The organism is Zoogloea sp. (genome assembly GCF_017302315.1).
In the GTDB taxonomy this organism is placed as follows: domain Bacteria; phylum Pseudomonadota; class Gammaproteobacteria; order Burkholderiales; family Rhodocyclaceae; genus Zoogloea.
Window position 1 is genome coordinate 23927 of record NZ_JAFLDT010000002.1, and the last position, 20497, is coordinate 44423.

Below are 20497 nucleotides of genomic sequence, written 5' to 3' on the forward strand. Positions count from 1 at the left end.
ATGTCAGACTTCCAGATGCTGGAAGAGCACGGTGGACAGGTAGCGCTCGCCGAAGGACGGGATGATCACCACCACCAGCTTGCCGGCGTTCTCGGGGCGTTCGGCCACCTGCAGGGCGGCCCATACGGCGGCGCCGGAGGAGATGCCGACCAGCAGGCCTTCCTCGGTGGCCAGACGGCGGGCGGTGTCGAGGGCCGCATCGTTGGGTACCTGCACAACCTCGTCGTAGACCTGGGTGTTGAGGATGCCCGGCACGAAGCCCGCGCCGATACCCTGGATGGGGTGGGGGCCACGCTGGCCGCCGGAAAGGATGGGGCTGGCGGCGGGCTCCACGGCCACCACCTTCACCCCGGGCTTGCGTTCCTTGAGCACCTCACCCACGCCCGTGACGGTGCCGCCGGTGCCCACGCCGGAGACGAAGATGTCCACCTGGCCGTCGGTGTCGGCCCAGATCTCCTCCGCCGTGGTCTTGCGGTGGATGGCCGGGTTGGCGGGGTTCTCGAACTGCTGGGGGATGAAATAGCGCGAGTCGGCGGCGGCGAGTTCCTCGGCCTTCTTCACGGCGCCGGGCATGCCTTCGGGGCCGGGGGTGAGGATCAGGTCGGCGCCGTAGGCCTTGAGCAGCAGCTTGCGCTCGCGGCTCATGGTTTCCGGCATCACGAAGGCGCACTTGTAGCCGCGCGCGGCGCAGACCATGGCCAGGCCGATGCCGGTGTTGCCGGAGGTGGGCTCGAGGATGATGGTGTCGGGGCCGATCTTGCCGGCGGCCTCGGCGGCGTCGAGCATGGCCGCGGCGATGCGGTCCTTGACGCTGTGGGCCGGGTTGAAGAACTCCAGCTTGAGGGCCACGGTGGCGCCGTTGGCCGGGGCCAGGCGGTTGAGCTTGACCAGGGGGGTGTTGCCGATGAGTTCGGCGACGTTGTTGGCAATGCGCATGGCGATTCTCCGTGTCGGGAAAGTGGTTATTGGTTCGCTAATTAATTCTAGTGCTGACCAACTTCACCTTTTAGACGAAAAGTGAATATCCAAATAATGGATCGCGTGCCCTTCATGGGTTGCCCCGCCAGTGGGCTGCATGGAAAACCACTGACTCCTTGTCCCGCCGCCACTGGATTTCGTCGCCCCTGACGGCCAGCCACCAAGTCTGGGTAGGTTGTTCCGGTGCTGCACAGGCGAATGCGTCGGGGGTGAGGATGGCGGCGCACCAGGCTGCGGTGGGTGCCCGCACCGAGGTATAGAGGATGGCGCCGATGGCGGCCTCGCGGGCCTGACGGGCGAGGGCCTGGGTGGCGGTGTAGTCGGTAGGGTGGGTCCAGGCTGCCGCATCCCGGGCGAGAGGAGGCTGGCGCAGGTCAATGGCGGTGGTGGTGATGCGCGTACGGAAGGCGGTATGGGCGACGGGCTCAAGGTACTCGAGGGCCGGGGCATCCTGCAGGAAGCGCCAGCGCCAGTAGCCGAGCTCGGCGCAGGCGGTGAGGGCGGTGTCTGCACCGTAGAACACGCCCGGGTCGGTTGCGCCCCGGAAGCGCGAACCACCCGGCAGCGGGGTGTAGCGGAAGGGGGCAGCGAGCAGGTAGTCGAGGGCGGCGGTGCTGCCCGGGCTGGGGGGCTTGCTGCCTTCGAGCAGGGATTCAAGGAGATCCTGTTCGGCGGGGCTGTCCACCAGCTTCATCGTCGCGGCGATGTGCTGGGCTTCGACCATGCGCCAGACGGAGGCCTGCCAGGGGCGGGCCTCAGACGACAGCGCGGGAGGCGTCCAGGTAGTGAACGACACGGACCAGGCCTTCGGTATTGCGGATCAGATCGACGGGGCGGCCGTTGAGGGCCAGATTGTCGCTGGCAAGCCATCTGCGGGCGCTGCCTTCGTCCCCGACGATGGAGTCGAGGGCCCGGAAGAGGCGCACCAGGAGCAGGGCGAAATCCCATTCCTTGCGTTTCGGGTCGAGGTGGTAGGTGCCCGAACACAGGCGGCTGACGCTGGCCGGGCTGAGGCCGAGAACCTGGGCCAGCAGGGCGCGGGAAAGGCCCAGGCGTTCGGCGGCGCGGGCCACGGCCTTGCCGAGAACGGCGGCGGCGTCTGGCTGGGGTGCGACGGGGCGGGCAAGAGCTGTCATGGTGTCTTCCTTTCTGCAGAAATTATAGGGCAAATGTTGTTCTGCAGAAAGGATGGTGTCAGAGCCGGCGGATCTTCTCGAGCAGGGCTGTGGTGGAGCGCTGGTGTTCGAAGGGGATGGAATGAACGCTGCCGCCGCGGGCCAGGGTCTCCGTGGCGCCGACGATGCGATCCGGCGCCCAGTCGCCACCCTTGACCAGCACGTCGGGCTGGCATTCGAGGATGCGGGCGATGGGGGTGTCCTCATCGAACCAGGTGACCAGGTCAACGCAGCCCAGGGAGGCCATGACGGCGAGGCGATCCTGCAGGGTGTTGATGGGGCGGTCATCGCCCTTGCCCTGACGGCGCACCGAGTCGTCGCTGTTGAGGGCGACGACCATGGCGGCACCGAGGGCGCGGGCCTGGGCCAGGTAGGTGACGTGGCCGCGGTGCAGGATGTCGAAGCAGCCGTTGGTGAACACCAGGGGGCGGGGCAGGGTGGCAATGCGTGCCCGGAGTTGGTCGGGTGGGCAGATGCGGGCTTCGAAGCTGGGGGTGGGGTACATGGGTGGAGGTGTCTGGAGGGTGAGGGCTGGATTAGGGGGGCGCTCAGTGCCGGTTGCCGTAGCCGGCAATGCCGATCATCAGTCGGACCAGGCCGTAGGCGGCCCAGTTGAAGAGGCGCTGCAGGCGGGAGCCCCGCTGCCAGTCGCTGGCGTGGATTTCGTGGCCGCCAATGTCGATGGCCTGCTGCAGCCGGGAACGCAGCCCGCTGGCGAAGGCCGCATTGCGTACCACCACGTTGGCCTCGCGGGCCAGCAGCAGGCTGAAGGGGTCGATGTTGCTGGACCCGACGGTGGCCCAGTGGTCGTCGATCACCGCGACCTTGGCATGCAGGTAGCTGCGGTGATATTCGACGATGCGGATGCCGGCATCGAGCAGCTGTCCGTAAAGAGCCCGGGTCGCGCGCTGCTGCAGCGGGTGATCGGCGATACCCTGGATGAGCAGGGTGATGCGCACGCCGCGCCGGGCTGCGTCGAGCAGGGCCTGGCGGAAGCGCCGGCCGGGCAGGAAATAGGCATTGGCCAGCAGGATGTCCCGCCGTGAGCCGGCGATGCCGAGCAGGTAGGCGTTCTCGATGTCGTGGCGATGACGGATGTTGTCGCGGATCACCAAGGCCGCTTCCACCTCGCCGCAGGGCTGCGGGTAGGCCTGCACCTTGCCGAGCAGGCGTAGGCGGCGCCGGAAGGAGGCCCAGGCGACCAGCTCCCACACGCGTCGGACGCTGCCATGGATGGGCGCAAGCAGCGGTCCCTCGATGCGCACCGCGTAATCCTGGCGCGGGGCGGGCACCCGTGGATCTTCGAAGTCGCTGACGATATTGATTCCGCCGACGAAGGCGATCCGCCCGTCGATGACGGCGAGCTTGCGGTGCAGCCGGCGCAGGCGCCGGCGACGCAGGGACAGGGTGCTGACCTCCCGGCGGTAGATGAGTACATTCACGCCGGCATCCATCAGCGGCGACATCATGTCGGCGACGAACTCGCGGCCACCGAAGCCATCCACCAGCACGCGCACTGTGACCCCCCGCTGCGCGGCCCGTCCCAGGGCGTCGGCGATCTCCTGGCCGGTTTCGTCGCTGGCGAAGATGTAGGTCTCGAGAAAGATCTCGGTCCGGGCAAGGTCGATGGCCGCCGTCAGCGCGGGAAAGAACTCGGCGCCGTTCTCCAGCAGGGTCAGGGCGTTGGCCGGATGCCAGACGATGCTCATCGATTCAGCGGGCGCGCAACTGGGCGGTGAGGGCGGCGTGGTCGGAGATCTGGCTCCACGGCTGGCCGTAGTGAACCTCCGCCTTGTCCACGGAGAATCCGCGCACGTAGATGCGGTCCAGGCGCAGAACCGGCAGGGTGCTGGGAAAGCTGCGGGCCGGGCGGCCGCGGATCGATACAAAGGCCTCGGTGACGCCGAGCTGCTCGGTCAGGCAGTCGTCTGCGTGGTTGCGCCAGTCGTTGAAGTCGCCGGCGATAATCAGGGGGGCGCCGTCGGGTGCCAGGGCGTCGAGGCGCTTGACCAGGGCCGCCATCTGGCGGCGGCGGCTGCCGGCGGTCAGGCCCAGGTGGACGCAGACGCAATGCACCGGCCGGGTCACGCCATCCACATGGATCTCGCAGTGGAGCAGACCCCGATTCTCGAAGCGGTGATCGGAGATGTCTTCGTTGGCCTGGGACAGGATGGGGTGGCGGCTCAGGATCGCGTTGCCGTGATGGCCGTGGTCGTATATGGCGTTGCCGCCGTAGGCCGTCTGCTGCCACACATCCCGGGCCAGGAACTCGTGCTGGGGCTGCTCCGGCCAGTCCACATGACGGCGGGCGTGGCGCAGGTGCATGCCCTGCACTTCCTGCAGGAAGACCACATCGGCACCGAGCAGGCGCAGACGGTCGCGCAGGTCGTGGATGGCCAGACGCCGGTTGAACTGGGAAAAGCCCTTGTGGATGTTGTAGGTACAGATGCGCAGGCTGTTCATCGGGTCTCCTTCGTATCCATTCTGCCTTCATCGGCCGGGTGCTGCACGGGGATGTCCATGAAAAACGGCGCCCATGGGCGCCGTCTTGAATGCCTGCAGGCGATCTCAGGAAACTGCCAGCATGCGCTCCAGGGCCAGCTTGGCCAGCGTCGCCTCGTGCTCAGGCACGCTGATGCGATTGACCACCTTGCCGTCGGCCAGGTTCTCGAGGGTCCAGGCCAGGTGCTGCGGATCAATGCGCTGCATGGTCGAGCACATGCACACGGTGGGCGCCATGAACTGGACGACCTTGCCCTCGGCCTTGACCTCTTCGGCGAGGCGATTGACCAGGTTGAGCTCGGTGCCCACCAGCCAGCGGGTGCCGGGGGCGGCAGCCTTGATGACGTTGATGATGTACTCCGTGGAGCCCACGTAGTCGGACTGGCGACACACTTCGAGGGCGCTCTCCGGGTGGGAGATGACCAGCCCGTCGGGGTACTGGTTGCGGAACTTGATGATGTGCGCAGGCTGGAACATCTGGTGCACCGAGCAGTGCCCCTTCCACAGCAGGATCTTTGCCTTCCGGATCTGCTCGACGCTGAGGCCGCCGTATTCAAGATCCGGGTCCCACACCACCATTTCTTCCAGCGGAATGCCCTTCTTGAAGCCGGTCCAGCGGCCCAGATGCTGGTCGGGGAAGAACAGCACCTTTTCGCGCTGGGCGAAGGCCCAGTCGAGGATGGTGGGGGCGTTGGTGGAGGTGCACACGATGCCGCCATGTTCGCCGCAGAAGGCTTTTAGGTCGGCGGCGGAGTTGATGTAGGTGACCGGCGTGATCAGTGCGTCCGGGGTGTCGAGCACCTCGGCCAGCTCTCGCCAGCAGCGCTCGACCTTGGCCAGATTGGCCATGTCGGCCATCGAACAGCCGGCTGCGAGATCGGGCAGGATGGCCTGCTGGTGGGGTTTGGACATGATGTCCGCCACCTCGGCCATGAAATGCACGCCGCAGAAGATGATGAACTCGGCTTCCGTTTCGGCCGCCAGACGCGACAGTTTGAGGGAGTCGCCGGTGAGGTCGGCGTATTGGTAGACGTCGGCCCGCTGATAGTGGTGACACAGCAGCACGGCCCGGTCGCCGAGGCGCTCACGGGCGGCGCGGATGCGCGCGTGGGCATCGGTGTCGGAAAGAGTGTTGAAGCGGTCGAAACTGATGGGAACGGCTTGCATCTCGGTGTCCTGTGGTGTTCAGCCCTGGGTCCACGGCAGGTTGGCGTGACGCCAGCCCCCGACCTTGTTGCGGTGGCCGCCGGCGTCCTTGTCGCCTTCGAAGCCTTCCAGGATGTTATAGGCGTTGGTGAAGCCCGAGCCGGCGGCCAGGGTGGCTGCGGCGTTGGAGCGGGCACCGCTGCGGCACAGGAACATCACCAGCGCTTCCGGATCGACCTGACGCTTGAAGTGTGCCAGGAAGTGGGGGTTGGGTTCGTTGCCCGGATAAAGCATCCACTCGATCTCGATGGCGCCTGGTACGCGGCCGACCCAGTCCCACTCCGCACGGGTGCGGACATCGACGAGCTTGGAGCCCGGTGCGAGCTGGAGCACATCCCATGCTTCCCGGGGCGTCAGGGCGCCAGCGTAGGGAAGACCCAGGCTGCGGGCGCGTTCCTGAGCGAGGGCGAGGGTTTCACTGAGTTTTCCCATGGCAGGCATCCGATGAGAAGGAGGGTCTGCGAGTATACCGCTGCCCTCCACGGCCGCAAGCCATGCATGCCGGAGGGCGGCTGCCCGCCCGGGGTTGGCTTTTTCATGCCTCGTTCTGTGGCATTGCACCGGTTGAGTTGGCACCATTTATGTGCCTTGTGCGTGCTACATGCACCGTATTGGTGCTTATTTTTTTCGGGGCGATGTGGCCTGCCCTTGTGGCACAATGAACTGTTTTCACTTGGTAGCTGGCATGTTCCCTGCTTTCAAGCGTTCTGACTTATTGTTGTAACCCCTATCTTTTTCCACTGCGCAGCAGCTTCAACCCGTTAGGAGTGAGTGATATGACCCCGCAAGACGTCATGAAGATGGTCCAGGAAAACGAAGTCAAATTCGTCGACTTCCGTTTTACCGACACCAAGGGCAAGGAACAGCACGTTGGCGTGCCCGTGAGCGCGTTTGACGAAGATAAGTTCGAAAGCGGTCATGCCTTTGACGGTTCTTCGATTGCCGGCTGGAAGGGTATCCAGGCTTCCGACATGCTGCTGATGCCGGATCCCAACACCGCCTACATCGACCCGTTCTTCGACGAAACCACCCTGGTGCTGTCCTGTGACGTGATCGACCCCGCCGACGGCAAGGGCTACGACCGTGATCCCCGCTCCATCGCCAATCGTGCCGAGGCTTACCTGAAGTCCTCCGGCATTGGTGATACGGCCTACTTTGGTCCGGAGCCCGAATTCTTCATCTTCGACTCCGTCGAGTGGAAAGTGGGCATGTCCGGTGCGTACCACAAGATCTTCTCCGAAGAAGGTGCCTGGTCGTCCGACACCAAGTTCGAGGGTGGCAACACCGGTTACCGTCCTGCCGTGAAGGGTGGCTATTTCCCCGTCCCGCCGGTTGACTCCTTCAACGACATGCGTGCCGCCATGTGTCTGGCCCTTGAGGCCTGCGGTGTGCCCGTCGAAGTGCATCACCACGAAGTCGCCACTGCCGGCCAGAACGAAATCGGCACCAAGTTCGACACCCTGGTGCGTCGCGCCGACCAGACCCAGATCCTGAAGTACATCGTCCAGAACGTTGCCCACCAGTACGGCAAGACCGCCACCTTCATGCCCAAGCCCATTGTTGGTGACAACGGTTCCGGCATGCACGTGCACCAGTCCATCTGGAAGGACGGCAAGAACCTGTTCGCCGGCAACGGCTACGCTGGTCTGTCCGAGACCGCCCTGTTCTACATCGGCGGCATCATCAAGCACGCCAAGGCCCTGAACGCCATCACCAACCCGCTGACCAACTCCTACAAGCGTCTGGTCCCGCACTACGAAGCACCGGTGAAATTGGCGTACTCTGCCAAGAACCGTTCCGCTTCCATCCGCATCCCGTTCGTGAACAGCGAAAAGGCTCGCCGCATCGAGACCCGTTTCCCGGATCCGGGTGCAAACCCCTACCTGTGCTTTGCCGCGCTGATGATGGCCGGCCTCGACGGCATCCAGAACAAGATTCACCCGGGCGATCCCGCCGACAAGAACCTCTACGACCTGCCGCCGGAAGAAGACGCGCTCATCCCGACCGTCTGCTCCAGCCTCGAAGAAGCGCTGGCTGCCCTCGACAAGGATCGTGAGTTCCTGACCCGTGGTGGTGTGTTCAGCAATGACTTCATCGATTCCTTCATTGCCCTGAAGAACGATGAAGTGAACCGTCTGCGCGTCGAAGTGCATCCGGTCGAGTTCGAGATGTACTACGCCATCTGATCTTCGGATCGGAGCCGGTCAGCGTGCTGGCCGGCCAATGCGTTACAAGGGGACGGGCTTAGGCCCGTCCTTTTGTTTCCGGCCCTTGTTTGTGTTTGGCCGGGCCGGCCCCTAAACTAGTCCAGCTTCTGAACCAACCTGTGCCAACGATGAACCCGAGAATTTTCCTTTCGCTGGCTGCCTCGCTGTGTATTTCCCCGGCGTGGGCGGATATCTACAAGTGCGTTGATGAGGCTGGCCACGTCACATACACCAACAGCAAGGCCTCCGGGCGGGGGTGCAGTCTTCTTGCCCGTGATCAGGCGGTGTCTTCGGTGCCGAGTGCATCCCGCCCGGCACCTGCGCCCCAAAGTGGTGCATCTACGTCCAGTGCGGGTTTCCCCAGGGTCGATACGGGCACCCAAAAGGCGCGCGACAGTGATCGGCGCCGCATTCTTGACGAAGAGCTGGCCAGTGAACAGAAAGCCCTGGATGCGGCCCGGCGGGAGCTGGCGAGTCAGGAGAGCATCCGCACCGATGAGCGCAATTACCAGAAGGCGCTGGAGCGGCTGCAGCCCTACAAGGACAAGCTGCAGATCCACGAACGCAACATCGAGGCCCTGCGCAAGGAGATCGCGAACCTCCGTTAGTGGGGCTCCGTTGCCTAAGTGAATCGTCGGGCAAGTGGTCTGCTTCTTGCATTGGTCTGCCCATATGCAAAACGACCAATCCCCCAGCCCTACCTCCCCTTTTGCTGGCCTCGAACTGTTGTCATCTGCCGTGGTGCTGGTGGACGACGAACTCACCGTGCGCTATCTCAATCCCGGGGCTGAAAACCTGTTTGCCGCGAGCAGCCGCAAGATCGTCGGCTATTCCCTGCGGCGCCTGCTCGGGGAGCCGGCGGGGCTGGCCAGCGCACTCAACAATGTTCTGCGTGACAACTGGAGCTATACCGGACATAACCTGACGGTGACGCGTCCGGGCATGGAGGCCCTGCAGCTTGACTGCACCGTCACGCCCGTCGATTCGGTCAGCGCGCGCCTGCTTCTGGAGTTCCGTCCGATGGACGCGCACCTGAAAGTGGCACGCGAGGAGCAGCTCGCGCACCAACAACAGGCAAGCCGCGAACTCATCCGCAATCTGGCTCACGAGATCAAGAATCCCCTGGGGGGCATCCGTGGTTCGGCCCAGCTGCTTGAGCGGGAGCTGGACGATCCGCAACTGCGCGAATACACCCAGGTGATCATCGCCGAGGTTGATCGCCTGCAGGACCTGATGAACCGGCTGCTTACGTCCCACCGGATGATGCAGCCTTCCCAGCTCAATCCCCATGATGTCCTTGAACGGGTGAGGCGCCTGATCCTGGCGGAGTTTCCGGCGGTGACCGTGCAGCGGGACTACGACACAAGCCTGCCCTATATCACCGGAGATCGCGAGCAGCTCATCCAGGCCATCCTGAACATCGCCCGCAACGCTGCCCAGGCCATGCACGGCAACGGTGAAATCGTGCTGCGCACCCGGGCGGCTCGGCAAGTCACCCTGGCCAAGCGCCGTTTCAAGCTCGCCCTGCAGTTGCAGGTGATCGACAACGGCCCCGGCATACCGGAAGGCATTCGCGACAAGATCTTCTACCCCCTGGTGTCCGGGCGCGAGAACGGCAGCGGCCTGGGCTTGTCCCTCGCACAGAGCTTCGTCGAACAGCATCAGGGGGCAATCGAGGTGGAGTCCCGTCCCGGGCGCACCTGTTTCACGATCTTCCTGCCGATCGCCAGGGATCTGGAATCATGAATTGACTGAGGCACTGTTTTGGTGCATTTGTCCGCTAACCCTTTTTGTTTGCCTGAATCACTTGTGCGCGTGAATGACATGAATGCAGTCTGGATAGTTGATGACGACCGCTCGATCCGTTGGGTGCTGGAGAAGGCCCTGGCGCGGGAGGAGATTCCGTACAAGAGCTTCGGCTCCGCCGGGGAAGTGCTCGCGGCGCTGGAGGGTACGTCGCAGGCGCCGAGGGTGCTGCTCTCAGACATCCGCATGCCCGGCGAGTCGGGTCTGACCTTGCTGTCCAAGGTCAAGGCGCGCTTTCCGCACATGCCGGTGATCATCATGACCGCCTACTCTGACCTGGACAGCGCGGTGGCGGCCTTTCAGGGCGGAGCCTTCGAGTATCTGCCCAAGCCCTTCGACGTGGATCAGGCGGTGGAGCTGGTACGTCGCGCCATCGAAGAGAGCGCCCATCAGGTGGGTTCCGAGGAAGTGCTCAGCGCAGTCCCGGAGATTCTTGGCCAAGCGCCTGCCATGCAGGAGGTCTTCCGGGCCATCGGGCGACTCTCCCAGTCCCATGCCACGGTGCTGATCAACGGCGAGTCCGGCTCCGGGAAGGAACTGGTTGCACGGGCACTGCATCGTCACAGCCCGCGCAAGGACGCGCCCTTCATCGCCATCAATACCGCCGCGATCCCCCGTGACCTCCTCGAATCCGAACTGTTCGGCCATGAGCGGGGGGCCTTCACCGGTGCCCAGACCATGCGCCGGGGCCGCTTCGAGCAGGCCGAGGGCGGCACCCTCTTTCTCGATGAGATCGGTGACATGCCGGCCGAGCTGCAGACCCGGCTGCTGCGGGTGTTGTCCGACAACAACTTCTATCGTGTGGGTGGGCATCAGCCCATCAAGGCCAATGTGCGGGTCATCGCGGCCACCCACCAGAACATGGAGGAGCGCGTCCGCCAGGGGCTGTTCCGCGAGGATCTGTTCCACCGCCTCAATGTGATCCGCTTGCGCCTTCCGCCCCTGCGCGAACGCCGCGAGGACATCCCGCCCCTGGCCAAGCATTTCATTGCCCTGTCGGCCCAGGAACTGGGCGTTGAGGCCAAGCGCCTGTCGGAGAGCACGCTCAAGTACCTTCAGAGCCTGGATTTCCCCGGGAACGTCCGCCAGCTTGAGAACCTTTGCCATTGGCTCACGGTGATGGCCCCCGGTCAGACTGTTGAGGTGGCCGATCTGCCCCCCGAGCTGAAGGACCAGCCGACGCGGGAGCAGCCCGCCAATTGGGGCGACGCCCTCATGGCCGAGGTGGACCGCTCCCTGGCCCAGAACCCGGGTGAGGTCTTCGACCGCCTCAGCAAGGATTTCGAGCGCATCCTCATCCGGCGTGCCCTGGTGTCTACTGGTGGCCGGCGCATCGAGGCCGCCCAGTTGCTCGGGATCGGCCGCAACACGATCACCCGCAAGATCCAGGAGCTGGGGCTGGAAGACCCCGATCCGGCCTGAAAGACTGGGGAGGGATCGACTGCGCGGCCCTGTTGCGCGCGTGCGATGCTTCCCGTCTCCTTCCCGGGCTGCCCTTGCTGGAGCGATCTCTAAGCACTTGCTCCCATTTCTTCACGAGTCCGGAGTGCGGGCGAGCACGCCTGATGATGCGCCTTGCTCCATAATGACCGGCCTGATTTCATTTGCCGGGATTTGATTCTTGGACCGTTCCGATTACGTGGCCCTCGACATGGGGGCGGCGCTGGCTGCTTTGGATGACTTGGCCGGTGCCTTTTCGCTGGTGCTCCTGACGGAGTGCGATTCCACCAACAGTCGTCTGCTGGCCGAGTTGCCCCCGGACGACGGGCGCGTGCATGTGCTCGCCGCTGACGTGCAGACGTCCGGGCGGGGACGGCGGGGGCGTGCCTGGAAGTCCTGGCCGGGTGCCAGCCTGACCTTCTCCGCCCTGTGGCGCTTCGCCCCGGATGCCCCGGTGCCTGCCGGCTTGTCCCTCGTCGCCGGCCTTGCCGTGGCCCGAGCGCTCGAAGAACTGGGGGTCGAGGGCGTGCAGCTCAAGTGGCCCAATGACGTGCTGGTGCATGGCCGCAAGCTGGCTGGCATTCTCGTCGAACTGACGCCCGGCCGCGGGCGCGTACCGGCTGCCGTCGTGGGGATCGGCATCAACCTGCAGTTGCCCCCCGATGCCGATGTGGAATACGCCACCGGGGTCACGGATCTGGCTGCCTGCCTCGGGCAGGCGCCTGACGCCAGCCGTCTCCTTGGTCTGGTACTGGTCCAGCTTCACCGCCTCTTCGAGGTCTATGCGGCAGCGGGCTTCTCCGCCCTGCGTGGCGCGTGGCAACAACGCAATGCCTTTGCCAATCTGCCGGTGAACATCCTTGGGGAGGCGGAGGCCCTGGCGGGAACCTGCGCCGGCGTGGACGACGATGGCGCCTTGTTGCTGCAGACCCCGGGGGGGCTGCGTCGGGTGCTGTCGGGCGAAGTCTCCCTGAGGCTGGCCTGATGGACCTTCTTCTCGATGTGGGCAACACCCGTCTCAAGTGGGGGCTCCACGATGGCGTGCGCTGGTGTGGCCAGGGGGCCGTGCTGCTCAGCGCCCTCGACGGATTTGCCGACGTACTTGCCGGCCTGGGGCCGATCAGGCGTGTGCTCGGCGCCAATGTGGCCGGGGCAACGGTGGGCGGGCGCCTCGGCGCCTTCCTCGGACGCGCCGGTCTGGGAGCCGAGTGGATACGCCCCATGGCCGAGGGGTACGGGGTTCGCAATGCCTACCTCGACCCATCCCGGCTCGGGGCCGATCGCTGGGCAGCGCTGGTGGGCGCCCGCGCGATCCACGGCGCCGCGGCGCTGGTGGTCACCTCGGGTACGGCTACCACGGCCGACGTGCTCGATGGCCGGGGGGTGTTCCAGGGGGGCGTGATCCTGCCCGGCCTGGACCTGATGCGCCTCTCCCTGGCGCGCGATACGGCCCAGTTGCCCTACACCGATGGTCGTTTCGAGCACATGCCGCGGCGTACTGCAGACGCCATCCAGACCGGTTGCCTGCATGCCCAGCTGGGGGCGATCGAGCGCATGTTCCGCCTGGTCGCCGCCGAGCCGGGCAGTCTCTGCCTGCTCAACGGGGGGGCCGCCGCGTCTTTGGCGCCACTGCTGGAGTGCCCGCTGCGGGAGGTGGACAATCTGGTGCTAGAAGGACTTGCCCGCATGCTGATGCCCGATTAGGGTGTCCACAGCGCTGCGCGCTTGCCTTTTCCCGTGCCCTCGTATCGGTTAGTCTTGCGGCCATGGCCCCACTCCGTGTCACCGTCATCATCCTGATCTTCGCCAACCTGCTGGCCCTTGCCCTGTGGAGGGGCTGGCTCGGCGATGGCGCGTCCTATGGCGAGCCGGAACGGCTCAGCAACCAGCTCAATCCGGAGCGCCTGCGCCTCATGACCGAAGCCCGCCCACCCGCAGCACCGCCGGCGGTCGTCAAACCGGCCCCGGAGCCGGAGCCGGCCGTTGCGAAGGAGAAGGCTGAAGCGGAGTCGCCCCCCGCCGACAGCGTGGCGCCCCAGGCCTGCGTGGTGTTTGCCGGGCTCAGCCCGGACCAGGCCCGCGAACTGACGGCCCGCATTGCCAAAGCCGGAACGGGCTTCAAACTCAGCGAAACCCGCAGCGAGGCTCCGTCATCCTGGTGGGTGCATATTCCGGCACAGGGCAGCCGCGATGGCGCCGAGAAGAAGGCTGCCGAACTGCGTCGTCTTGGCGTGGACGATCTCTTCATCATGCAGGACCCTGGGCCCAACCAGTTTGCGGTGTCCCTCGGCCTCTACAAGAATGAAGTGGCCGCGACGCGACTCCTCGATGCGCTCAAGGAAAAGGGCGTGCGCAGCGCCCAGATCGCGACCCGGGGGGCCGGCACCGTCCGGATCGAAGTCCGTGGCCCCGGTGACAGCCTCGCCACGGTGGCCAGCGACCTTTCCGAGCGCCTGCGCGGTGTCAACCGCCTCGAATGCAGCCCGTGAAACGTCAAGCTTTTGTCGTGGGCCTCACCGGCGGCATCGGAAGCGGGAAAAGCGCCGCTGCCGATATCTTCGCCGAATCAGGGGCCGCCATTGTCGATACCGACCGGATCGCCCATGCGCTGACCGGCCCCGGTGGTGGTGCCATGGCAGCGATACGCGCCACCTTCGGGGACGGTGTGCTCACCGGGGAAGGCGCTCTGAATCGCGCGGCCATGCGTGCCCTGGCCTTCGAGAGCCAGGACGCGCGCAAGCGCCTGGAGGGCATCCTCCACCCGATGATCCGTGAGGAAAGCGAGCACCAATGCCTTGCTGCCCGCGCGCCCTACGTGATCCTGGCCGTGCCCTTGTTGATTGAATCGGGGACTTACCGGGAGCGGGTGCAGCGTCTGTGCGTGGTCGATTGCCCCGAGGCCTTGCAGGTGCTTCGGGTCATGCAGCGCAGTGGTCTGGAGGAAAGCCAGGTGAGGGCCATCATGGCAGCCCAGGTCGGCCGCGCCGAGCGTCTTGCCGCGGCCGACGACATCCTGGACAACGGAGGCACCATCGACGCCCTGCGCGAGCAGGTGGCCAGGCTCCATCGTCGCTACTTGGCCCTCGCCGCGACCGCCAAAGGCCTGTGATATGATTCGCGGCGATCAGACCGACATATCCCCTCATCCCATCCAGGCCCAGGCGCGCGCGTGATCACCTACGAATATCCGCTCAACGAGAGGATCCGCACGCTCCTACGGCTCGAAAACCTGTTCGAGAAAGTCACCCATTTCGTGCGGGCCGAGGGCGCCCTCGAACACCATGTGGCTCTCCTGACCCTGTTTGAAATTCTCGAGGTGGCGGGCCGGGCAGACCTGAAGGTCGATCTGGTCCAGGAGCTTGAACGCCAGCGTCAGATCCTGCTGTCCTTCCGCAACAACCCCCAGATTTCCGAAGAGGCCCTGTCCGGCGCCCTTTACGAGATCGAGCAGGCATCCGCCTCCTTGCTCGCCATGGCCGGCAAGACCGGCCAGTACCTGCGCGAAAATGAATGGCTGATGAACATCCGCAGCCGGGCGGCCATCCCCGGTGGCGCCTGCGAGTTCGATCTGCCCTCCTACCATCACTGGCTCAACCGGGAGGTTGAAGCCCGCCGCCGTGATCTTGGCGCCTGGGTGCATCCCCTGTTGCCCATCCGTGACGGCCTGGCCATCGTGTTGCGCCTGCTGCGGGCCAGCGGCCGACCGGAAGAGCTGATGGCCCTGCGGGGTGCCTTCCAGCAGACCATGGGCGGGCGCACCGCCCAGATGATTCGCATCCGCCTGGCCTCGACCGCCATGTGCGTGCCGGAGACCAGCGCCAACAAGTACGCCCTGAATGTACGCTTCATGCACGCCGAAACCGTGGCCCGGCCCCGTCAGGCGGAGATGGACGTTCCGTTCGAACTGACTTTCTGCAATCTGTGAGCGATTCCCCCAAGCCCCGCATCGTCAAGTGCCCCACCTGCGGCACCGCCGTCGTCTGGGGCCCCCAGAGCCCGCAGCGCCCCTTCTGTTCCGAGCGCTGCCGCCTGATTGACCTCGGCGCCTGGGCGACCGACAGCTACCGCGTCGAGGGTGACTCGCCCCTCGACGACGAGTCCGATCCTCTCCGCGATCTGCGTCACTGAGCGGCCCGCTGGCCGCTCCTCCACCCTAGCCCGGCCAGAAACTCCGGATGCCCGCCACGCCGTGGGCGCCGTGGGCTTTTGCCGTGTCCAGGTCGTCGGGCTTGAGCCCGCCGAGGGCCAGCACTGGTAGCGGAAGGGTGCGGATGCGGTCTGCAAAGGCGTCCCAGCCCAGTGCGTCGCGCTCTGGATGGCTGGCGGTGGGGGTGACTGCGCCGAGCACGGCGTAGTCGAGCCCCAGGGTGGCGGCCAGCTCCAGCTCGTCGCGGGTGTGGCAGGAGGCGCCGACCCATTCCAGCGCCGGTCGGGTTTTGAGTTCAGCCAGGCGCCGGGCCGGCAGGTGCACGCCGTCGGCGCCGAGGCGGGTGGCCAGGTCCACGTCGTCATTGATCAGGGCGATGGCGCCTGCAGCCCGGGTGCGCCCCAGCACGGCCTGGGCGAAGGCTTCCCGGTCGGGAGCCGGCAGGCCGGGTTCGCGGATCTGGACCAGGCGCAGGCCGCTGGCCAGGGCCTGGTCGAGGCGGGCCAGCTGGGTGTCGATGCCGATCTCGGCGGCCTGGGTGATGGCCATCCGGCGGGGCAGGCGGAGAGCCTTGAGGATGGGGCCGTTGGCCGGCAGCATGGGCTCGACGTCCATGGTCGCGGCCTGTTGCCAGGAGAGGGCGGCGTGCACCCGGTCGTGGATCTCGCCCCGCCAGACGGGCACTTCGAAGAAGTGCAGATTGACGTGGGCGTGCTCGTAGACGTGTTCGCGGGTGAGCCACGGCCAGGCTTCCAACACCTCTATGTCGAGTTCTTCGTAGAGTTCGCGGATCAGGGCTTCGCGGGGGGTTTCGCCGGCTTCGACCTTGCCGCCGGGGAACTCCCAGTAACCCGGGTAGAAGGTGTCGGCAGCGCGCTGCCCGACCAGGAAGCTGCCGTCGGGCCGGGTGATGACGGCGGCGGCCACATGCACGATCTTTCTCATTGTTCGAAGCGCCCCGCGTAGTCCCGGGCAAACTGCCAGGCCACCCGGCCGCTGCGGGAGCCACGCAGCAGCGCCCATTGCAGGGCTTCGCCGCGGGCGTCGGGGATGGCCCCGGCCGGCACGCCGAACTCGCCCAGCCAGTGATTCACCACCGTCAGGTATTCGTCCTGGCTGAAGGGGTAGAAGGAGATCCACAGGCCAAAGCGCTCGGATAGGGAGATTTTTTCCTCCACGGCTTCGGACGGATGGACTTCACCGTCCTTGTGTTTGGTGGCCGCGTTCTCGGAGAAGTACTCCGGCATCAGGTGGCGGCGGTTGGAGGTGGCGTAGATGAGTACGTTGTCCGGTACGGCGGCCACCGAGCCGTCGAGAACGCTCTTGAGGGCCTTGTAGGCGGGCTCGCCATCTTCGAAGGACAGGTCGTCGGTGAACAGGATGAAGCGTTCGGGGCGCCCCTCGACGAGCTCGACAATGTCCGGCAGGTCGATCAGGTCGTCCTTGTCCACCTCGATCAGGCGCAGGCCCTCGGCGGCGAATTCGGTGAGCAGGGCCTTGACCAGGGATGACTTGCCGGTGCCGCGGGCACCGGTGAGCAGCACGTTGTTGGCGCGCTTGCCGTTCAGGAACTGGCGGGTGTTGGCGACGATGCGCTCTTTCTTGTCGTCGATGTCCTGCAGATCGGCGAGGCGGATCGAGTGCGGGTGCGGGATGGCCTGCAACCCGGCCGCATTGCCCCGGCGGCGCCAGCGGAAGGCCGTGGACGCCGTCCAGTCGGGGGCGGCCGGGCGTGCCGGGAGGAAGTGCTCAAGGCGCTCGAGCAGGCGTTCGGCCCGGGCGAGGAACTGGTTCAGGTCAGTCATGGGGTGGGGGTTCCGTATCCTTGTTCTTGGGGCCACGCAGGGCCAGGGCGACGATGCCGAGCAGCACGGCGACGATGCCGAGTTCAAGACCGATCAGCCACATGGTGGTTTCCTTGTGCATCCCCGGGGGAGCGGTGCGGTGGTTATACTCGGGCGCGTTTCGACAGCATTCTGCAAGTTTACCCCATCCATGTTTTTCACTTTTTCCCGTCTCCCCATTCTTGTTCCGGTGCTCCTGCTGGCGGCGTGCGCTTCCGCTCCGAAGCCCGTCAGCGAGCCTGCCCGTGCTCCGGTCGTGGTGCCGTCGCCGCCGACGCCCGCGACGGCACCCTCTCCCGCTACGACCCCGGCGGTCGGCGGGGCACCGGCCCCCCTGCCGCTGGCCCGGCCTCTGCAGGCGGCGGATTGGTCCGAGTTGCCGGGTTGGGCGAGCGATCCGGTGGAGGAGGCCTGGCCCGCCTTCCTGGCCTCCTGCCGGGCTGTCAGCCGGCAAGCGGTCTGGCGCCCGGTGTGCGATGCGGCCCGGGGGGTGGGGGAAAAGCCGGGTGCCGCCGCCGTGCGGCGCTTCTTCGAGGCGCGCCTGAGCCCCTGGCGGGTGCTCAATGCCGACGGGAGCCGGGAGGGGCTGATCACCGGCTATTACGAGCCCCTGATCAAGGGTAGCCGCAGCCGCAGCAAGGCCTACCCGTGGCCGGTGCATGGCGTGCCGGACGACCTGTTGACCATCGATCTGGGTGAGGTCTTTCCGGAGCTCAAGGGGCAGCGGGTGCGGGGGCGCCTGGTGGGCAACAAGGTGGTGCCCTACCACTCCCGCGCCGAAGTGGCCCGGCTGGGGGATCGCTTCGGGGCGAAGACCCTGCTCTACGCGGAGGATGCCGTCGAGCTGTTCTTCCTTCAGGTGCAGGGCTCGGGCCGCGTGGAACTGAGCGATGGCAGCGTGGTGCGCCTCGCCTACGGGGATGCCAACGGCCACCCCTATCAGTCCATCGGGCGCTGGCTGGTGGACAAGGGTGAGATCAAGCTGGAGCAGGCATCCATGGAGGGCATCAAGGCCTGGGCGCGGGCCAACCCCGGGCGTTTGCAGGAAATGCTCAATGCCAACCCCAGCTATATTTTCTTCCGCGAGCTTCCCCCGTCGGCCGGGGGGCCGTCGGGTGCCCTGGGCCAGCCCCTGACCGAAGGCCGCAGCCTGGCCGTGGATCCGCGCAGCATCCCCCTTGGCGCGCCCGTGTTTCTTGCCACGACCCAGCCCAACAGCCCCCAGCCCCTGCGGCGCCTGATGCTGGCCCAGGATACCGGGAGCGCGATCAAGGGCGGCGTGCGGGGAGACTTCTTCTGGGGGTTCGGCGCCGAGGCGGGTGCCCTGGCGGGGCGGATGCGCCAGAAAGGCGAGATGTGGGTGCTGTGGCCGCGGGATCAGGTGCCGAGGTAGCCCGGGTGAATGGGTAGATTTGTAATAACGACAGCGTAAATTCTTGGTTCGCTGACGCGAGGGCCTTGGCTATCGTGCGAAGCTTGCGTCTCTGTCCATGACGCAATCCGATCTGAATGCCTACGGAGACCACTGTGCCGCTCACCGAACTGGTTCACTACTTCAACAAACGCAATCGGCTTGTCTGCAGTGCGGAGGGGGAGGACTGTTTCCAGATCGTTGACGGTCACGCGCAGGCGCGTTTTCGCGGCAATGTGCTGACTACCCTGTTTCAGCCGGTGGTGGAGCGGGCCAGCGGGCAGGTGATCGGGCACGAGGCGCACCTCCGTGTGGCGGCGGGCGAATGGGTGGGCGGGCCTGCCCAGGGGGTCTTCCTGGAGGCCCGCGACGACAACGAGCTGGTGTACCTGGACCGCTTGGTGCGTACCCTCCATGCGCTGAACTTCCTGCAGGAGCGCGAGCAGCATGGGGGCTTTCTGGCCCTCAACATCCACCCGCAGCTCCTGCGCGCGGTGCGCGGACACCACGGGCATGTGTTCGAGGCCATCCTGGCCCGATGCGGGCTGACGCCCGAGCGCATCGTGCTGGAGCTTGCGGATGATGGATTTGGCAAACTGGCTTGCCTCAAGGCCGCGGTTGCGGCCTATCGGGAGCGTGGCTATCGGGTGGCGATCGACAACTTCGGCCGCCATAGCGCCTGCCTTGATCGCCTGGAGGCATTGGCGCCCGATCTGGTCAAACTGGATCGCAGCCTGATCGGGCATGCCGGGCACCTCAGCCTTGCCAAGCGGGTGATGACCGAACTGAGCGCCGAGATCCGTCGCCTCGGTGCCCAGGTGGTCTGCCAATGCATTGAAAACCCTTTGCAGCTCCAGGTGGCCCAGGATGCCGGGGTTGATTGGTTGCAGGGCTATCGTCTCGGCCGCCCGGCCACCCACTGCCTGCCCCTGGTCAGGCCCCGGCGGCCCCGGGAAGCGGCCTGAAAACGGGGGCTGGCGGGCCCCCGAGAGGCCTACTTGCCGCCCGCCGCCTGGGTCATGGCCTGTTCGAGCTGGGCCAGGGGCACGGCGCCGGGCAGGCGATTGCCGTCGGCGGTGAAGATCGTCGGTGTGCCGCTGACCTTGATCTTCTGGCCGAGGGCCACGTTCTTGTCGATGGCGCTGGTATCGCAGCCTGCAGCGGCAGCGGCTGGCGTCTTGCCGGCGGTCATCCAGTCATTCCAGGCCGCGACCCTGTCTTTCGCGCACCAGATGTTCTTCGACTTCTCGGTCGAATCCGGGCTCAGGATGGGGTACAGGAAGGTGTACACCGTTGCATCCTTGAGGCCCTGCAGATCTTTGGCAAGCCGCTTGCAGTAGCCGCAGTTGGGGTCTTCGAAGCTGGCGATCACCCGCTTGCCGTTGCCGCGAACCTGTTTGATGGCCTGGTCGAGGGGCAGGGTGGCGAAGTCGATCTTCATCAGCTGGGCCATGCGGGCCTGGGTCACATTCTTGCGGGTCTTGGCGTCGATCAGGCTGCCATCGATCAGGAAACTGACGTTGGCGTCCGTGTAGAGCAGTTCGCCCGACTTGAGCACGACTTCGTACAGGCCACCGTAGGGGGTCTTCTTGATGCTCTCCACGGCGGGGGCGTTGAGGAAGCTCTCGACGTTTTTCTTCACCGTGTTTTCATCGGCTGCATGGGCGACGCCCGCTGCAAGCAAGAGGGTGGTGAGCAGCGAACGTACGAAGGGGAATTTCATCCGGGAATCTCCAGGGAAAGGGCGGGTGATGGCAGGTGAGGCTGGGCGGGTTCGAAGC

24 protein-coding genes are annotated in these 20497 nt (G+C 65.8%); 12 read left to right on the forward strand and 12 right to left on the reverse strand.

Features of this window, described 5'->3' with window-relative positions; all coding sequences use genetic code 11:
- Window positions 1–3: 3 nt before the first annotated feature.
- From cysK to J0L98_RS01025, 8 genes are all read right to left on the reverse strand, one after another.
- Window positions 4–936 carry a cysteine synthase A gene (gene cysK / locus J0L98_RS00990; protein ID WP_296409461.1) on the reverse strand — a complete coding sequence of 311 codons (933 nt, stop codon included), beginning with the start codon at window positions 934–936 and terminating at the stop codon, window positions 4–6.
- 112 nt (window positions 937–1048) lie between these two features.
- On the reverse strand, window positions 1049–1774 hold the full coding sequence (locus J0L98_RS00995; RefSeq protein ID WP_296409462.1) for an RES family NAD+ phosphorylase: 726 nt from the start codon (window positions 1772–1774) through the stop codon (window positions 1049–1051).
- Entirely contained in the window at window positions 1734–2114 is a 381-nt protein-coding gene (locus tag J0L98_RS01000) for an antitoxin Xre-like helix-turn-helix domain-containing protein (protein WP_296409463.1), read from the reverse strand. The genes J0L98_RS00995 and J0L98_RS01000 overlap by 41 nt, the downstream gene beginning before the upstream one ends.
- 58 nt (window positions 2115–2172) lie before the next feature.
- The gene (gene rfaE2 / locus J0L98_RS01005; protein WP_296409464.1) at window positions 2173–2658 is read right to left on the reverse strand and encodes a D-glycero-beta-D-manno-heptose 1-phosphate adenylyltransferase; all 486 of its coding nucleotides are present in this window, start codon (window positions 2656–2658) and stop codon (window positions 2173–2175) included.
- Between the two features lie 43 nt (window positions 2659–2701).
- On the reverse strand, window positions 2702–3862 hold the full coding sequence (gene clsB / locus J0L98_RS01010; protein WP_296409466.1) for a cardiolipin synthase ClsB: 1161 nt from the start codon (window positions 3860–3862) through the stop codon (window positions 2702–2704).
- 4 nt (window positions 3863–3866) lie between these two features.
- Entirely contained in the window at window positions 3867–4616 is a 750-nt protein-coding gene (locus tag J0L98_RS01015) for an endonuclease/exonuclease/phosphatase family protein (RefSeq protein WP_296409468.1), read from the reverse strand.
- Between the two features lie 105 nt (window positions 4617–4721).
- Window positions 4722–5822 carry a quinolinate synthase NadA gene (gene nadA / locus J0L98_RS01020; RefSeq protein WP_296409469.1) on the reverse strand — a complete coding sequence of 367 codons (1101 nt, stop codon included), beginning with the start codon at window positions 5820–5822 and terminating at the stop codon, window positions 4722–4724.
- Window positions 5823–5840: 18 nt separating this feature from the next.
- Entirely contained in the window at window positions 5841–6293 is a 453-nt protein-coding gene (locus tag J0L98_RS01025; protein WP_296409470.1) for a rhodanese-like domain-containing protein, read from the reverse strand.
- Between the two features lie 344 nt (window positions 6294–6637).
- Between J0L98_RS01025 and glnA the strand changes: the two genes are divergently transcribed.
- The 10 genes from glnA (at window position 6638) to J0L98_RS01075 (ending at window position 15442) form a co-directional block, all read left to right on the forward strand.
- Window positions 6638–8047, forward strand: coding sequence for a type I glutamate--ammonia ligase (gene glnA / locus J0L98_RS01030; RefSeq protein WP_296409472.1), 1410 nt, complete (start codon window positions 6638–6640; stop codon window positions 8045–8047).
- Between the two features lie 149 nt (window positions 8048–8196).
- Window positions 8197–8676, forward strand: a complete 480-nt coding sequence (locus J0L98_RS01035) for a DUF4124 domain-containing protein (protein ID WP_296409474.1) — start codon at window positions 8197–8199, stop codon at window positions 8674–8676.
- Window positions 8677–8740: 64 nt separating this feature from the next.
- Window positions 8741–9814 carry a nitrogen regulation protein NR(II) gene (gene glnL / locus J0L98_RS01040; RefSeq protein ID WP_296409476.1) on the forward strand — a complete coding sequence of 358 codons (1074 nt, stop codon included), beginning with the start codon at window positions 8741–8743 and terminating at the stop codon, window positions 9812–9814.
- A gap of 78 nt (window positions 9815–9892) precedes the next feature.
- Window positions 9893–11296, forward strand: coding sequence for a nitrogen regulation protein NR(I) (ntrC, locus tag J0L98_RS01045; RefSeq protein WP_296408888.1), 1404 nt, complete (start codon window positions 9893–9895; stop codon window positions 11294–11296).
- Between the two features lie 229 nt (window positions 11297–11525).
- Window positions 11526–12299, forward strand: a complete 774-nt coding sequence (locus J0L98_RS01050; RefSeq protein WP_296409600.1) for a biotin--[acetyl-CoA-carboxylase] ligase — start codon at window positions 11526–11528, stop codon at window positions 12297–12299.
- Complete coding sequence (locus tag J0L98_RS01055; protein ID WP_296409477.1) at window positions 12299–13018, forward strand: type III pantothenate kinase; 720 nt, start codon at window positions 12299–12301, stop codon at window positions 13016–13018. Before J0L98_RS01050 ends, J0L98_RS01055 begins: the two co-directional genes overlap by 1 nt.
- A gap of 62 nt (window positions 13019–13080) precedes the next feature.
- Complete coding sequence (locus tag J0L98_RS01060; RefSeq protein ID WP_296409479.1) at window positions 13081–13803, forward strand: SPOR domain-containing protein; 723 nt, start codon at window positions 13081–13083, stop codon at window positions 13801–13803.
- Window positions 13800–14423, forward strand: a complete 624-nt coding sequence (gene coaE, locus J0L98_RS01065; RefSeq protein WP_296409482.1) for a dephospho-CoA kinase — start codon at window positions 13800–13802, stop codon at window positions 14421–14423. The genes J0L98_RS01060 and coaE overlap by 4 nt, the downstream gene beginning before the upstream one ends.
- A gap of 60 nt (window positions 14424–14483) precedes the next feature.
- On the forward strand, window positions 14484–15239 hold the full coding sequence (gene zapD / locus J0L98_RS01070; RefSeq protein WP_296409484.1) for a cell division protein ZapD: 756 nt from the start codon (window positions 14484–14486) through the stop codon (window positions 15237–15239).
- Window positions 15236–15442, forward strand: coding sequence for a DNA gyrase inhibitor YacG (locus J0L98_RS01075; RefSeq protein ID WP_296409485.1), 207 nt, complete (start codon window positions 15236–15238; stop codon window positions 15440–15442). Before zapD ends, J0L98_RS01075 begins: the two co-directional genes overlap by 4 nt.
- A 25-nt stretch (window positions 15443–15467) precedes the next feature.
- On the opposite strand, the gene J0L98_RS01080 is transcribed toward J0L98_RS01075, so the two are convergent.
- From J0L98_RS01080 to J0L98_RS01090, 3 genes are read right to left on the reverse strand one after another with little or no spacing between them, the layout of a single operon-like run.
- A complete protein-coding gene (locus tag J0L98_RS01080; RefSeq protein WP_296409486.1) occupies window positions 15468–16406 on the reverse strand; it encodes a Nudix family hydrolase in 939 nt (312 codons plus the stop codon).
- Window positions 16403–17266, reverse strand: a complete 864-nt coding sequence (locus J0L98_RS01085) for an ATP-binding protein (protein WP_296409487.1) — start codon at window positions 17264–17266, stop codon at window positions 16403–16405. The genes J0L98_RS01080 and J0L98_RS01085 overlap by 4 nt, the downstream gene beginning before the upstream one ends.
- Window positions 17259–17387 carry a hypothetical protein gene (locus J0L98_RS01090; RefSeq protein WP_296409488.1) on the reverse strand — a complete coding sequence of 43 codons (129 nt, stop codon included), beginning with the start codon at window positions 17385–17387 and terminating at the stop codon, window positions 17259–17261. Before J0L98_RS01090 ends, J0L98_RS01085 begins: the two co-directional genes overlap by 8 nt.
- Window positions 17388–17456: 69 nt before the next feature.
- Between J0L98_RS01090 and J0L98_RS01095 the strand changes: the two genes are divergently transcribed.
- Both J0L98_RS01095 and J0L98_RS01100 read left to right on the forward strand, forming a co-directional pair.
- Window positions 17457–18698, forward strand: coding sequence for a murein transglycosylase A (locus J0L98_RS01095; protein ID WP_296409489.1), 1242 nt, complete (start codon window positions 17457–17459; stop codon window positions 18696–18698).
- Between the two features lie 116 nt (window positions 18699–18814).
- Window positions 18815–19681: an EAL domain-containing protein gene (locus tag J0L98_RS01100; RefSeq protein ID WP_296409490.1), complete on the forward strand. Its 867-nt coding sequence runs from the start codon at window positions 18815–18817 to the stop codon at window positions 19679–19681.
- Between the two features lie 29 nt (window positions 19682–19710).
- On the opposite strand, the gene J0L98_RS01105 is transcribed toward J0L98_RS01100, so the two are convergent.
- Entirely contained in the window at window positions 19711–20439 is a 729-nt protein-coding gene (locus J0L98_RS01105) for a DsbC family protein (protein ID WP_296408868.1), read from the reverse strand.
- Window positions 20440–20497 lie beyond the last annotated feature (58 nt).

What these genes read in the sequence shown, in the direction of transcription:
- cysK (WP_296409461.1), bottom strand. Translation starts at nt 936, where the DNA reads ATGCGCATTGCCAACAACGTCGCCGAACTCATCGGCAACACCCCCCTG.
- J0L98_RS01000 (WP_296409463.1), bottom strand. Translation starts at nt 2,114, where the DNA reads ATGACAGCTCTTGCCCGCCCCGTCGCACCCCAGCCAGACGCCGCCGCC.
- rfaE2 (WP_296409464.1), bottom strand. Translation starts at nt 2,658, where the DNA reads ATGTACCCCACCCCCAGCTTCGAAGCCCGCATCTGCCCACCCGACCAA.
- clsB (WP_296409466.1), bottom strand. Translation starts at nt 3,862, where the DNA reads ATGAGCATCGTCTGGCATCCGGCCAACGCCCTGACCCTGCTGGAGAAC.
- J0L98_RS01015 (WP_296409468.1), bottom strand. Translation starts at nt 4,616, where the DNA reads ATGAACAGCCTGCGCATCTGTACCTACAACATCCACAAGGGCTTTTCC.
- nadA (WP_296409469.1), bottom strand. Translation starts at nt 5,822, where the DNA reads ATGCAAGCCGTTCCCATCAGTTTCGACCGCTTCAACACTCTTTCCGAC.
- J0L98_RS01025 (WP_296409470.1), bottom strand. Translation starts at nt 6,293, where the DNA reads ATGGGAAAACTCAGTGAAACCCTCGCCCTCGCTCAGGAACGCGCCCGC.
- glnA (WP_296409472.1), top strand. Translation starts at nt 6,638, where the DNA reads ATGACCCCGCAAGACGTCATGAAGATGGTCCAGGAAAACGAAGTCAAA.
- J0L98_RS01035 (WP_296409474.1), top strand. Translation starts at nt 8,197, where the DNA reads ATGAACCCGAGAATTTTCCTTTCGCTGGCTGCCTCGCTGTGTATTTCC.
- glnL (WP_296409476.1), top strand. Translation starts at nt 8,741, where the DNA reads ATGCAAAACGACCAATCCCCCAGCCCTACCTCCCCTTTTGCTGGCCTC.
- ntrC (WP_296408888.1), top strand. Translation starts at nt 9,893, where the DNA reads ATGAATGCAGTCTGGATAGTTGATGACGACCGCTCGATCCGTTGGGTG.
- J0L98_RS01050 (WP_296409600.1), top strand. Translation starts at nt 11,526, where the DNA reads ATGGGGGCGGCGCTGGCTGCTTTGGATGACTTGGCCGGTGCCTTTTCG.
- J0L98_RS01055 (WP_296409477.1), top strand. Translation starts at nt 12,299, where the DNA reads ATGGACCTTCTTCTCGATGTGGGCAACACCCGTCTCAAGTGGGGGCTC.
- J0L98_RS01060 (WP_296409479.1), top strand. Translation starts at nt 13,081, where the DNA reads ATGGCCCCACTCCGTGTCACCGTCATCATCCTGATCTTCGCCAACCTG.
- J0L98_RS01080 (WP_296409486.1), bottom strand. Translation starts at nt 16,406, where the DNA reads ATGAGAAAGATCGTGCATGTGGCCGCCGCCGTCATCACCCGGCCCGAC.
- J0L98_RS01085 (WP_296409487.1), bottom strand. Translation starts at nt 17,266, where the DNA reads ATGACTGACCTGAACCAGTTCCTCGCCCGGGCCGAACGCCTGCTCGAG.
- J0L98_RS01090 (WP_296409488.1), bottom strand. Translation starts at nt 17,387, where the DNA reads ATGCACAAGGAAACCACCATGTGGCTGATCGGTCTTGAACTCGGCATC.
- J0L98_RS01095 (WP_296409489.1), top strand. Translation starts at nt 17,457, where the DNA reads ATGTTTTTCACTTTTTCCCGTCTCCCCATTCTTGTTCCGGTGCTCCTG.
- J0L98_RS01100 (WP_296409490.1), top strand. Translation starts at nt 18,815, where the DNA reads ATGCCTACGGAGACCACTGTGCCGCTCACCGAACTGGTTCACTACTTC.
- J0L98_RS01105 (WP_296408868.1), bottom strand. Translation starts at nt 20,439, where the DNA reads ATGAAATTCCCCTTCGTACGTTCGCTGCTCACCACCCTCTTGCTTGCA.